Source organism: Shewanella sp. Koi 1 (assembly GCF_052907445.1).
Genome location: NZ_JBREJM010000001.1, coordinates 4710278 through 4722984 on the forward strand (window position 1 = coordinate 4710278; position 12707 = coordinate 4722984).

General features: G+C 49.8%; 10 protein-coding genes. 6 read left to right on the plus strand and 4 right to left on the minus strand.

Translation table 11 applies throughout. The features are described from left to right. Positions 1-2: 2 nt before the first annotated feature. Positions 3-476, minus strand: coding sequence for a peroxiredoxin (locus tag ACUZ8J_RS20680; RefSeq protein WP_011624535.1), 474 nt, complete (start codon positions 474-476; stop codon positions 3-5). Positions 477-736: 260 nt separating this feature from the next. Next, positions 737-1669, minus strand: coding sequence for a choice-of-anchor H family protein (locus ACUZ8J_RS20685; RefSeq protein WP_446694829.1), 933 nt, complete (start codon positions 1667-1669; stop codon positions 737-739). A 368-nt stretch (positions 1670-2037) separates the two neighbouring features. Between ACUZ8J_RS20685 and ACUZ8J_RS20690 the strand changes: the two genes are divergently transcribed. From ACUZ8J_RS20690 to ACUZ8J_RS20705, 4 genes are all read left to right on the plus strand, one after another. After that, a complete protein-coding gene (locus ACUZ8J_RS20690; protein ID WP_446694830.1) occupies positions 2038-2337 on the plus strand; it encodes a PepSY domain-containing protein in 300 nt (99 codons plus the stop codon). A gap of 1 nt (position 2338) precedes the next feature. Beyond that, positions 2339-3022, plus strand: a complete 684-nt coding sequence (locus tag ACUZ8J_RS20695; RefSeq protein ID WP_011627620.1) for a response regulator transcription factor — start codon at positions 2339-2341, stop codon at positions 3020-3022. After that, positions 3015-4379 (plus strand): ATP-binding protein, encoded by a 1365-nt coding sequence (locus ACUZ8J_RS20700; protein ID WP_284198804.1) that lies wholly within the window; start codon positions 3015-3017, stop codon positions 4377-4379. The genes ACUZ8J_RS20695 and ACUZ8J_RS20700 overlap by 8 nt, the downstream gene beginning before the upstream one ends. A 413-nt stretch (positions 4380-4792) precedes the next feature. Continuing rightward, positions 4793-6298, plus strand: coding sequence for a DUF3300 domain-containing protein (locus tag ACUZ8J_RS20705; RefSeq protein ID WP_446694831.1), 1506 nt, complete (start codon positions 4793-4795; stop codon positions 6296-6298). 55 nt (positions 6299-6353) lie between these two features. Here the strand turns inward: ACUZ8J_RS20705 and ACUZ8J_RS20710 are convergent, their stop codons facing one another. Both ACUZ8J_RS20710 and ACUZ8J_RS20715 read right to left on the minus strand, forming a co-directional pair. Next, on the minus strand, positions 6354-6830 hold the full coding sequence (locus ACUZ8J_RS20710) for a cytoplasmic protein (RefSeq protein WP_446694832.1): 477 nt from the start codon (positions 6828-6830) through the stop codon (positions 6354-6356). Positions 6831-6905: 75 nt separating this feature from the next. Beyond that, positions 6906-10535 carry an EAL domain-containing protein gene (locus ACUZ8J_RS20715; RefSeq protein ID WP_446694833.1) on the minus strand — a complete coding sequence of 1210 codons (3630 nt, stop codon included), beginning with the start codon at positions 10533-10535 and terminating at the stop codon, positions 6906-6908. A gap of 632 nt (positions 10536-11167) precedes the next feature. On the opposite strand from ACUZ8J_RS20715, the gene ACUZ8J_RS20720 reads away from it, so the two are divergent. Beyond that, positions 11168-11488, plus strand: a complete 321-nt coding sequence (locus tag ACUZ8J_RS20720; RefSeq protein WP_089068811.1) for a hypothetical protein — start codon at positions 11168-11170, stop codon at positions 11486-11488. A 189-nt stretch (positions 11489-11677) separates the two neighbouring features. Further along, positions 11678-12706, plus strand: a complete 1029-nt coding sequence (gene cyoA / locus ACUZ8J_RS20725; RefSeq protein ID WP_446694834.1) for a ubiquinol oxidase subunit II — start codon at positions 11678-11680, stop codon at positions 12704-12706. The last annotated feature ends 1 nt before the right edge of the window (position 12707 follow it).

The window sequence follows — 12707 nt, forward strand, 5'->3', positions numbered from 1 at the left end:
CATTAAAGTGCCGCTAATACCACTTCGGCTTTACTCACTTCAAATGACTTAGGTGCTTCTACATTCAGTAACGTCACCACGCCGTTATCGATGATCATTGCATAACGTTGTGAACGCACACCGCCAAAGCCAGCGGTATCCATTTCGAGTCCGAGCGCTTTAGTAAAGCTGGCATCGCCATCGGCAAGCATCAGTAGCTCAGACGCATTTTGCGCTTCGCCCCACGCTTTCATCACAAAGGCATCGTTTACCGATACACAGGCAATTAAATCAACGCCTTTAGCTTTAAATTGATCGGCCAGCACCACATAACCTGGCAAATGCGCTTCAGAACAGGTTGGTGTGAAAGCACCAGGCACTGCAAATAACACCACTTTTTTACCCGCGAACAGCTCGGTAACTTGATGATTTACCATGCCATCTTTAGTCAGTTGGCTTAGCGTCGCCGCTGGTAATGTTTGACCTTGAGCAATCATGTCTCTCTTCCTTTAGTTAACGTAACTTGCCCATACTAGCCCGAATCGGAAATGATAAACACAGAGAGAAAAAGGGGATTTGTAGCAGAGGGTGCAAATTGCCGATAAATCGCAAGGTTGCTTTTGTTACCCGCATTGAAAAATAAAAAAGCAGCGTATCGATGCATACGCTGCCTTTAGTATTAGCCACGCTGTTTACTCTAAATAGGCGCTTACTGAGTAAAACCCTGATGGCTTACAAAAGAGTTTATTTCAGGGTATTAAACCCATTTTTCACGCTTGCGCAGTGCAGCGAACACCCCAAGGCCAAGCAAGGCAAAGATAGACAATGCGCCGCCGCTTTCTTCCACCACAATCACTTCGTCAACACGGTCACGGTCGCTACTTTCCAGCGGCAAGGCATATAAGCCATCGGTGTCATCGGCGCTAATGGTGGCGACAATATCGCTATAACCCACTTCATAAACATCGATTAATACATCGTAGTGATCCGTTGGATAGCCAGTGTAGAGGGTGGTCAGCACTTCGTAATCGTCCTGCGTTGAGTCACCGTAAATGGTAAACACGTCCGTGGTGTAGTAATGCACCCAAGGACCACCGTTACGGCTGAGGTATAACTCGGCAAACAGGTCGGCGCGCTCATTAAGGTAAGAACCAAACACATCTACATCGAAGGTCACGCTGAAGGTTTGATAAAATCCATCGTAATCAAAATCCTCAAACAAGCGGCTGCTGGCATCAAAAATCGCAAAGCTGTGATACACGGGTGCGCGATAGGGATCTTCACTGGTCGCACTCGAGCTTGGGATAGGCTGACTCGTGTGCTTAGCAATTACCTGTTCGCGGGTCATTGGGGTCGCGCCCATCAATTGCACGCGATGTGCACTCGGGCTTTTCGCCGATAACGACGGCGCTAAGGATTTGACCGCAGCCGCAGCGGCTTCCCCCACTGTTTGAGCGGGTGCAGCCTGTTGTAATAGGTTTAAGGCTTGTTGCTCTTGCGCGGCGGCTTGCTCGGTATCTGCTTTTTTTGCTATCCCGATACTGGCCGCACTAAAAGGCGCTAGGTTTGGCTCGTCAGAGGATTCTGCATTTACCACGAATGATGTCAGTAATGCGCCTGCCAATGCCATCGCCTTAACGAAAGCGGTGTTTGTGGTGGTAGCCATACCTTGTTTATTGAGTGCGTTCATCTTGAATACCCCATGGATAGTCCGTTCAAATTGGTGACATTAGAGGGCACTCAAGGTGAACATAAGCTGAACATTAAAATCTGCCGTTTTTGCGAGCAAAAATGTCGTTCAGCCCTAATTCATCTGGGCTGATTAACACTACTCATATGTCACATGAACACTGGATATGACTCGTGTGTGCAGAATAGGTTCAGGTGCTTGTTTGTAAATAACGCTTGCCTGAATCACAGTGAAATTTAAAGGAATTGTGTTTACCAATTGGCTGATCTCTATGTGTTTGTTATGGTGATGAGGTATTCTTAGTCGACTCGATAAGCTATCCACCTAGCTACTCACTTAAGATCGCCGAACATACGCGGGTAACAGATATGAAACTTGGTTTAACACTGACCCTAGTCGCTTGCTTATGCGCCTCTTTCGGCAGTATCGCAGGCAATGATAAACACGATGATCGCAATCAATCGCGCAGCCAAGGTGTGAAAAATGAACAGCGCCTATTGGTGAACAGTCCAGACCAAGCCGTGGCTATGGCGCAGCGTCAATATCGAGGAAAAGTGCTCAGCGTGCAGTCGAGTGGCTCAGGCTATAGAGTCAAAATCCTCAATAACGATGGCCAAGTTTTTTCTGTTTCGGTGGATGCCGCCACTGGGCGCGTGTCGAGGAATTAATATGCGACTCTTACTCGTTGAAGACGATTTAGCACTTCAAGCTAACTTAAAACAGCACTTGCTCGATGCTCACTACAGCATAGATGTCGCCAGCGACGGTGAAGAAGGTCTATATCAAGCCATTGAATATAATTATGATGCCGCGATTATCGATGTCGGTTTGCCTAAACTCGACGGCATAAGCCTTATTCGCCGCGTGCGCCAAAAAGAGCGCGCGTTCCCTATCCTGATTTTAACTGCACGGGATAGTTGGCAGGATAAAGTCGAGGGCCTCGATGCGGGTGCCGACGACTATCTCACTAAGCCCTTTCATCCCGAAGAATTAGTGGCTCGGCTCAAAGCCTTGATCCGCCGCTCGGCCGGTAAAGCCAGCCCAGTGATTACTAACGGCCCCTTTAGCTTAAATACCAGTAGCTTAGAAGTGCGCAAAGGAGATGAACTCGTCACTCTAAGCGGCTCTGAATACAAGCTATTTGAGATTTTTATGCTGCATCAGGGCGAAGTAAAATCAAAAACTGCGCTCACCGAACATATCTACGATCAGGATTTTGACCTCGACTCTAACGTTATCGAAGTCTTTATCCGCCGTTTACGCAAAAAACTCGACCCAGATAACCAATACAATCTGATCGAAACCCTGCGCGGCCAAGGCTATCGTTTAAGAGTCATCTCCCCAGATGAGTAAGCGTGCGCTTGCCTGGCAGTTATTAAACTCCCTCAAAACTCGGCTCGTCCTCAGTGCGCTGCTGTTTATTTTGGTGCTGCTGCCGCTGATTGGGGTCGCCCTCAATGACGCCTTTGCCGAGCAAGTAAAAAGCGCCGCTAAAAACGAGCTGAGTGCCTATGTGTATTCGGTGTTAGCGGTGACTGAGGTTGAAAACAAACGGATTTTTATCCCCGAATTAGTGCTCGAAAACCGCTTTAACCTCATTCAGTCAGGCCTCTATGCCATTGCCACCACAGAGAATGCAGAGCATCAGCAGAGCATAGTCTGGCATTCGCAGTCTTTTATGGGCATCACGCCGCCGGCGCAGTTCACGATTCCGCCGACGGGCAAAAGTGCCTTCGATCAAATCGACCTCGCTGGCGCGCCGCATCTTATCTACAGCTTTAGCGTGAGCTTTGCCAGCCTGAATGAAAACGTGCCAGTTACAATCCATATCATTAAGGATGAATTGGAGTTTCAACAGCAAATCTCCCAATTTAATCAACAGCTTTGGACTTGGTTGCTGATATTGATCTTAGTGATGCTGGTGTTTCAGTTAAGTTGGTTGATTTGGACCATTAGGCCGCTGGCGCGCTTTACCCAAGAACTGCACGATGTTGAGCAGGGTAAATCGACCCAGCTCAGTAGCCAGTATCCGAGTGAGCTGCAGGAAGTCGCGCGGCAATTGAATATCCTGCTCAATACCGAGCAGACCCAGCGCAAACGTTATCGCAATGCCCTTGCGGATTTGGCCCACAGCCTGAAAACCCCGCTGGCGGTGATTAAGAGTCAGGCGGACTTAAGCGAAGCCTCGAGCGAGCAAGTGTCGAATATCAGTCGTATCATCAGCCACCAGCTTAAACGCGCCCAAACGGCGGCCGCCGCTTCCTGGCATTTAGGCATTAAGGTGGAGGATGTCGCCGCCAAACTGCTGCGAACCTTAGCCAAGATTTATCGAGAGCCGCAGATTGATCTCAGCGGCGACCTGGCACCGCATGCCGTATTTAAGGGCGATGAGGCCGATCTGACCGAAATTTTAGGTAACTTGCTCGATAACGCCTGCAAGGCCGCTAAGTCGCAGGTCAAATTAACCGTCACAGGCGACGCCTATCAGCTCCAACTTTGTATCGAAGACGACGGCCCTGGGATCAGCGAAGCCCTACAAACTCAAATATTTGAGCGTGGGATCCGCGCCGACTCTTATCACCAAGGCAACGGCATAGGTTTAGCCATAGTGCGCGATTTAGTGGATAGCTATAATGGCCGCATTTCCGTATCCCGTTCAGAAAACTTAGGCGGTGCCAAGTTTACGGTTAACTTCACCCACTCGGCTTAAGCGTTTATTTCATCAAGATAACTAGGGCGTGTTGACGTTTCGAGATTAAATTTTGTTCGTTCTGGCAAGCACGTGCTCGCGAAACGAGGAATGATGTGTAGTTATTCTACTCAAATACGAGTGACAAAGAGCAAGGGCTTGCCAGACGAACCCTTCGGGCAGCATTTGGCTGGCTTTTCTGCCGCGTTATCGTCCGTTTATGTAGACTAACTACACTGCACGGACTTTGCCTTGCATAAAAGCCAGCCACATTGCTGCAAAAATAACCCTGAAACGTCAACACGCCCTAATGAGTTAGCTAAAATTTGTGCTGCTTTAGGCATTTTTACCACACAAAATACTTTCAGCTTATGTTCATATTCACGCGCCTATGATGCCAATAACATCCTCAAATAGGATTATTGGAGCGAACCATGAACAGATTACATCGATGGAAATGGCTGGTGTTATCGGCGGCATTAGTTGCCCTGCCGTTCACTGCGCCAACTCAAGCCGCAGGCGTATCAGTCAGCCAAGGTTCAAGTGCTTCACTGAGCCAAGCCGAACTCGAACAGATGCTTGCGCCCATTGCACTCTACCCCGATAGTTTATTGAGCCATATTTTGATCGCCTCCACCTATCCACTCGAAGTGGTGCAGGCGCAGCGTTGGTTAGAGGATAACCCTAAGTTATCGACCGACGAGGTGATGTCTCGCACCGAAGACAAGGACTGGGATCCGAGTGTTAAAGCCCTTATGGCTTTCCCCAACGTCTTAGAGAAAATGAGCGAAGACTTAGATTGGACCCAGAAACTCGGCGAAGCCTTTTTAGCCGACGAAGGCCAAGTGATGGATGGCATTCAATCGCTCAGACAACAAGCGGATAAAGCCAACAGTTTGGCCAATATGGACAACATGGCGGTGACCCGTGCGAACAACCAGATCATCATAGAACCCGCAAGGCGCGAAGTAGTGTATGTGCCCTACTATGATCCCCGCGTGGTTTATGGCACTTGGCGCTGGGGCGTGGCCTATCCCCCTGTTTATTGGGAGTTTGGTGGCTATGTAGGCTACCCTTACCGCCCAAGTCATAGTTACTTTTACTGGTCACCCGGGATCCATATTTCCTTTAACTACTTCTTTAGCTCATTCCATTGGCACAGCCACAGAGTCGTCGTTGTCGATCACCGTCACTCCCACCATTATCGCCCAAGGGAGCGGTACTCAGTCAGCTATGGTGCTCAACCTTGGAAACATAAACCCGAGCACAGACGCGGCGTGGTTTACCACAATCCCGTGGTGAAAGAGCGCTACTACGGCGATAGTAAGTTCCGTGGCCGTGATTCCCACTCCAGTGGCAGTGGTCAGCACTTTACCAGCCAATATGCCAAATCGAGGGAACACCAAGACGCACGTAATAACCGCGACAACAAGGGCTATGACAAGCGCCAAGATAAGGACAGAAGCAACAACCTAAGCCGCGACAATCACTACAGCCGCGAGCGTACACCTAGCTTCCAAAATACTCAGGCCGAGTTAAAAGAGCGCCGCGTGGCACCGACAAACTCGGCGCAAACCAAAAGAGAAGGTTACCAGAAAGAGCGTAACGACAATTTCCGTCAGGACAATCAAGTAAGACAAGCGCAGGCAAAAGCGACAAGGGAGCAAACCAAGGACAGTCCACAGCGCCAGTATCAGACTCGAGAGCAGCAACCGCGCAGCTTTGAGCCACGTACTCAGCCACAGAGACAGGAAGCTCGCCCCGAGGTAAGACGCGCCGAACCGCAACGTATGGAGCAGCCCCGCCAAGCGCCGCCAAGACAGCGGGAAGAGAATCGAGTCAGGCAGAATGATTCACGCCAAAATATGCAGATGGCCCGCAGCCCTGAGCATAACCAAGGCAGATCGGCACAGAGCCAAGAACGCCGCCACAGGGAATAGTCTCAACCAATAAAAAGAGCGCGAATATTCACGCTCTTTCTTTATGTTCAAATAGCTAAAACTTGAGGGTCAAGGATTGGCCTTCTCCCATGCCCTGCCATTCGATGGTCAGCTCCATTATCTCATTGATAATATGTTCAAAGTCCGCTTGAGACACCTCGGGCAGCGCGAGTTTACGGTTGCTGCAGCTTTGCTCTAGCAGGTATAAAAACCCGGCATAGGTCGGCGCATCGGCTGACCACAGCAAAGATTGCAGGGATTCGACAATCGACTCGGTTTGCCAAATTAAGGTTTTATCCGCGACGGCTAAGGAGGCTTCGTTGTGCTCAAGGGAAAAGCTGATATCGGCGCCTGCGCGCACTTGGGCGAAAAACGCGCCCTGAATTTGCAGTCGTTTTTCAACGACATAATGGATCATGTCATGGGGAGCTATGCCCTGCTCGGGCATTTGTGTTTGGGTTGCGCTGCCATCCATGCGCACGCAACGTAATTGTCCATAACGCTTCGAACCTTTGGTGAAGATAACTTGCATAAAGCCGTCCTTAGTTTATCCATCTTTCCATCGCCGGATTTAGCCAAGTATAGTTCTAAATGGATAAAAAACGGCTTAAAAATTGCGCTCGATAAAACGCGAACACTCTTCGGCCGCCAAGGGTTTACTAAAGTAATAACCCTGTACTAAATCGCAGCCCATGCCCGATAACAGCACCAGTTGCGCCTCATTCTCGACCCCTTCGGCCACGACGGTCAGCCCCAACTCATGTGCCATTGAAATCGTTGCCGCACTGATGGCGGCATCGTTCGGATCGCTCTCGATATCCTTCACAAAAGAGCGGTCTAACTTGAGTCTGTCTAAGGGCAATAACTTCAAGTAAGAGAGTGACGAGTAACCCGTGCCAAAGTCATCAATCGCCAATTCGATACCATGCTGACGCAACTCGGCCAGTAACTTGGCATTTTGCTCGGGATACTGCATGGCCACGCTCTCGGTGATTTCAAGCTCGAGCGCCCCTTTGGGCAACTTATGCTTGGCAAGCACGTTGATGATATCAACAACGATAGTGTCCTTACGCAATTGATGGGCCGAGAGATTGACCGCCATCCGCAGCCCTTTGGCGCCCTTCTCACGCCACTCGGCTAGCTGGGACAACGCCTGCTCTAGCACCCATTGGCCGATGGGGATGATCATATCGATCTCTTCGGCGATAGGGATAAAGCGATCGGGAGCCACCAAGCCCAATTCGGGATGTTGCCAACGGATCAGCGCCTCGACGCCGACCATTTGCCCGGTATTGATATCGATTTGTGGCTGATAGTGCAGCCGCAACTCATCACGGGCAATAGCCTGCCTGAGTCCGGTTTCGATTTGTTGGCGCTCGGTCACTAAGGTGTTCATGGCGGCGGTGAAAAACTGATAGTTATTGCGCCCCGCCGCTTTGGCGCGGTACATGGCCATATCGGCATTTTTCATGAGCGCCTCAACACTGTCACCATCGGTTGGGAACAGGCTAATGCCTATGCTGGGTGATGAATGCAGCGGCTTGTTATCTATGGTGTAGGTTTGATTCAAACCACTGCGCAGGGCTTCTGCTACCTTAGCCACCTCGTCATGGTCCGTATCGGACAACACCACCACGAACTCATCGCCGCCCAAGCGCGCGACAATATCGTCGCTGCTCACAATACTCTTCAGCCGCCGCGCCACTTCGAGCAACAGCATATCGCCGACATGGTGCCCCAAGGTGTCGTTGATATTTTTGAAGTGATCCATATCGATAAACATCACGGCAATCTGGGTCTGACTGACAAAGGCTTCTTTGAAAACCGTCTCTAACCGCGATTGCAGACTCAAGCGATTCGGCAGCAGAGTCAAGGAATCGTGGTGCGCAAGGAAGTGAATGCGCTCCTCATTAACTTTGCGTTCGCTGATATCGGTAAAACTACCGATGTAATGGCTGACAGACCCCGTCTCATCCCGCACGACAGACATCATCAACCATTTAGGGAAATCAAATCCCTCCTTGTGTCTGTCCCACACTTCACCCTGCCAGAATCCGGTCTGCTCGAGGGCGGCGCGCACTCTAGCATCATTGCTACGGTCGGTCCGCTCAGCTTCGAGGAAGCGACAGTTTTTGCCGATGATCTCATCTCGGGTGTAACCGGTAATTTGGGTAAAAGCACTATTCACATCCACGATAATGTCATTCGCGTCCATGATGGTGATGCCTTCACCGCTTTGCTGGAATACCTGAGCCAGCAGGTTAACTCTGGCCACGGTGCGTTCCTGCTCGGTAATGTCCTCCACAATAAACAGGATAAGCTGCTCGCCGTTAGCTGCGGTGACCAAGGAGCCATTTAACCTCACTGCCACCATTTGCCCGCCCTTATGGCGATAATGCTTCTGGTAGGGGCCGTAACGGCGAGTCTGCTTGAGGCGTTCGAGCTGCTCGGTTTCACTCACCCGATAACGGATGGGCGTAAGCTCCCAAGGATCGAGATTCTGCAACTCTTCGAGGGTATAACCGGTAATATCCATAAAGGCTTGGTTGATGGCGACAAACTGCCCGTCCTCTAGCCGTTTTAAGGCGTGGCCCACGGGCGCCTTATCGAACAGGGTGCGATACCTTTGCTCACTCTCGATCAAGGTCGCTTGGAAAGTCTGGCTACGGGCGATCTCCTTCGAGAGTGCCATGGTTTTTTCCGCCACCTTTTCGGCGATGCGGTGCCGCTCCCCGGAAGACACTAAGGTCATACTGCCGACAACCGCGCAGGTGATAAACGCCAGCAGTAGCATCAGCAGCGACAGACTAAAGGTGTCGCCCATCAGCTCGGAATAGGACTCGTAGATAACGATATGCCAATGCCTATCGGCCAGCATTAAGTTGGCCTGATAATACTGGCCCATCTTGTCGCTTTGTATGTTCCCCTGAAACTGGGGGAAGATCTTCTGGCTATTGGCGTAGAGTAAGGCTCCGCCAGCACTCATGTCCGTCAGTCGCCAGTGCAAGCCTTTGACCTGCTCCACCGCATTGATAATCGATTGCAGGTCGATCACCGCCGAGCAAAAACCCTCGATATTCCCTAAACGGTCGAAGACGGGGGCAATAAACAGCGTCCCGCCCGGCCCATTTGGGTCCTCCGCCAATTGAATTTTTCCGGTCATCACTGGTGACAGTGTGGCGCGGACTTTGGCAATCGCCGCCGCCCTTGTCGGTTCGCCATTAAGGTCAATACCCAGGGCGGCACGGCTGGTGTTTATCGGTTGCACAAACTTAATCGGCACTAACCAACCGTCTGGATTGGGTCGCCCATTGGCTAAGTATCGAATGCGGTATGATTCGCCAATCTCGGCGCGGGTGGCGGCCTCGAAACTGTCTTTATCGGTCGCGGCAATCAGTGGTGCCCAAGCCCAAGCCCGAAACCCATCTAATTGCAGTTGGTTGCGCTTACCAAACTGGATAAATTCATCCTGAGACACCTGCTCGCTATTATCGAATAAACTCGCAAGCGCAATCACTTGCTGTAGATTCGACACCTGAAAACTTTCAACATTGCTGATAATGGCATTGGACTGAATTTGAAATTTATCCTGCAGCTGCTGCCGCTGGTTCATATCCGAGTAGTAATAAATGCCGACACAGAATAAAAAGCCGACAAACAGTGGTAACCCAGTCTGGATCCGCCTTGAGCGCCAAATGGAGCGCTGATCGAAGATCAACATCGTCAGCGGAATAAAGATCACCGCTCCGAGTAAGTCCCCAAGCCACCAATTAATCGTGCTGCCAAAGACATCCTTGATGGGAATGGTGCCATGGGCGGCCAAGGCGGCATTACCAAAGAGGGTGGCAATCATGCAGGTTAATGAGAGGCTGAGGCAGGACTTAATGACAGTGTTGGGTCTATCTAAGGTCACTAAGGGGTCGATACGGCGGATCACATTGGCAGAAATATAGGCCTGTAAACTCGATGCCGCAGCAATCACTAAGGGCAGCCAACCGAGATGGATCTCACCACCGATATTGATGTTAATCAGCCAAGAGCCGACCAAGATACCAAACCAGGGCGAATACTTGCTCCATATCAGGCAGGAGGCAATGGCAATACCCGCCGCAGGCCAAATGGCAGCCGAATAACCGGGAGGCAAGGCAATCAACAAACCGATTTTGCCAACGACAAAGTAAGCCAAGGCAACGAGTAGATTGACCTTAAGGTAGTGAGCAAATGCTTTGATATCCAATCCCTTTTTATTACTAAGCCGCAACTCAGATAGGTCACATAATGCCTTAATCTACAAATCAATCTCAAGCTTAGTAAAAGCTAATCATCAATTCTATTGTCGCTCACCAGCGTAAACGCCTCATTAACGGTCGGTTTGCTATGGCGAAATCTGCTAGACTCACGCCAACTCTTAAGCGCAGCCAAAGGATGGGCATTAACGAGTGAGGAGGTTAACCCGCATCAATGCGGTAAAGATAATTCCGTGAAAATGGGCGAAAGTGCAGCGAGTTTAGGTGATTTTTCCAGCTCAAATTGTTTACATTTAACCCAAGGCGTTTTCTGACACAGCTCACATTAACCCTATTTTTTGCGAGTGTAATGAGTATAAATTCAGTTAATTTTGTTAATTATTTGTTTTATTATGGTTTTAATTAAGGTTTTTTTAATGCAAAAGCCGTTTTGAGCCTGGGATCCACTTTCAATCAATCCCCGCTTCTTGTTATCCTCCCGCCCGCACAAAAAAGTTGCAGCTTGAATTTTTATTCAGCCAACAATTTCCTCTCGTTCAGCCGGACCTGTTAATTGAAATTCGCACTCAGCCAATTTATCGCTGAAGGATTGAATCTCGTAGCGAGGTTCTCCCACTTCAGTATGACAAACTTAGCCCTGATCTTCGGGTTACTGTTTGTGCTGCCCGCTGCTGACTTAGTGTCGGTGATGGTCGGTGGCTGTATCGATATAGGTGAGTTAATCACCCTGAGCGATGGATTTTTAATCGAGTTTTTCGGCGCCACGCTGCTGAGCATTTTGCTGCTCAACCCCCAGATTATTAAGCAATTGTGGAATCTGTTCGACAATGGCTTCAAGTTTTTCAACAGCTTAGATTTAACTAATGCTGCCCAGTTTTTAGCACCCCCAAGGCTAAAATCCCTCGAGCACCTTGCGCACGGTTGTCGCGCCCCACCATTGTAACTCTCTGTTTTAAAATTCAAATTTAGCATTAAGCGCTGAAAGTCGATCCTCAATCTTGCATTGGGGTGGCAGGCATTTTTTGTGCCGCGCTCGAGCCACTTTCGGATTTGCCTTCGGATAACGCCGCTCAATGCTACTGCCAATCTCTCTGGGCAGAGTTGTAAACCTTAGGGTTAGAGGAATCTTCCTTTGTTAATTCGAAATTTAAGTAAAGTAGCATTCGCGGCGATAGCCCTGATGCTCGCAGGCTGTGATGGCGGCGTATTGGATCCCAAGGGCCAGATCGGTGTCGATGAAAAGCACCTGATCATCATCGCTACCCTACTCATGCTGATTGTGGTTATCCCCGTGATCTTCATGACTTTGTTCTTCGCATGGAAATACCGCGATGGCCGAGATCATGAGGTTTACGCCCCTAAATGGTCCCATTCAAGCGCGATTGAAACCGTAGTTTGGATTGTGCCTATTGTGATCGTATTGATTTTGGGCGTGATCACTTGGGGTTCAACCCATGATCTCGACCCTTACAAACCACTCGAACACGAGGCCAAGCCAATTACGGTTGAAGTGGTTTCTATGGACTGGAAATGGTTGTTTATCTATCCAGAACAAGGTGTTGCATCGGTAAATGAGCTGGCTTTCCCAGCGAATGTACCAGTGAACTTTAAGATCACCTCTGATACCGCCATGAACTCTTTCTTTATCCCGCAGTTAGGTAGCCAAATCTACTCAATGGCTGGGATGACGACTAAGTTGCACCTGATTGCCAACGAACCCGGTACCTATGACGGTATTTCCGCTAACTATAGCGGCGCAGGTTTTGCGGGCATGAAGTTTAAAGCCATTGCCACGCCAACGGCGGCCGACTTCGATGCTTGGGTAGCCAAGGCCAAACAACAGGCGACTAAAACCTTAGACTCTGCGACTTACCAAGCCTTAGCACAGAAGAGTGAAAACAATCCTGTTGAATACTTTGGCTCAGTGAGTCACGGCATGTTCGATCAAATCGTTATGCAATACATGCACATGGACTCAAACGAGAACATGGCAGGCCATGAAGGTATGGAACACATGAGTGCCGACCACAATATGGCTGGCATGCACCACGATATGGCGCATATGGCGAGCGACCAGAAGATGGCCGACATGGAAGGCTCAACCCATTCTGACACTTCATCAACAGAACACTCATCCACTCACCAAGTGGAGGCGGAGTAAT

What these genes read in the sequence shown, in the direction of transcription:
- ACUZ8J_RS20710 (WP_446694832.1), bottom strand. Translation starts at nt 6,830, where the DNA reads ATGCAAGTTATCTTCACCAAAGGTTCGAAGCGTTATGGACAATTACGT.
- ACUZ8J_RS20685 (WP_446694829.1), bottom strand. Translation starts at nt 1,669, where the DNA reads ATGAACGCACTCAATAAACAAGGTATGGCTACCACCACAAACACCGCT.
- ACUZ8J_RS20720 (WP_089068811.1), top strand. Translation starts at nt 11,168, where the DNA reads ATGACAAACTTAGCCCTGATCTTCGGGTTACTGTTTGTGCTGCCCGCT.
- ACUZ8J_RS20690 (WP_446694830.1), top strand. Translation starts at nt 2,038, where the DNA reads ATGAAACTTGGTTTAACACTGACCCTAGTCGCTTGCTTATGCGCCTCT.
- ACUZ8J_RS20680 (WP_011624535.1), bottom strand. Translation starts at nt 476, where the DNA reads ATGATTGCTCAAGGTCAAACATTACCAGCGGCGACGCTAAGCCAACTG.
- ACUZ8J_RS20705 (WP_446694831.1), top strand. Translation starts at nt 4,793, where the DNA reads ATGAACAGATTACATCGATGGAAATGGCTGGTGTTATCGGCGGCATTA.
- ACUZ8J_RS20695 (WP_011627620.1), top strand. Translation starts at nt 2,339, where the DNA reads ATGCGACTCTTACTCGTTGAAGACGATTTAGCACTTCAAGCTAACTTA.
- ACUZ8J_RS20700 (WP_284198804.1), top strand. Translation starts at nt 3,015, where the DNA reads ATGAGTAAGCGTGCGCTTGCCTGGCAGTTATTAAACTCCCTCAAAACT.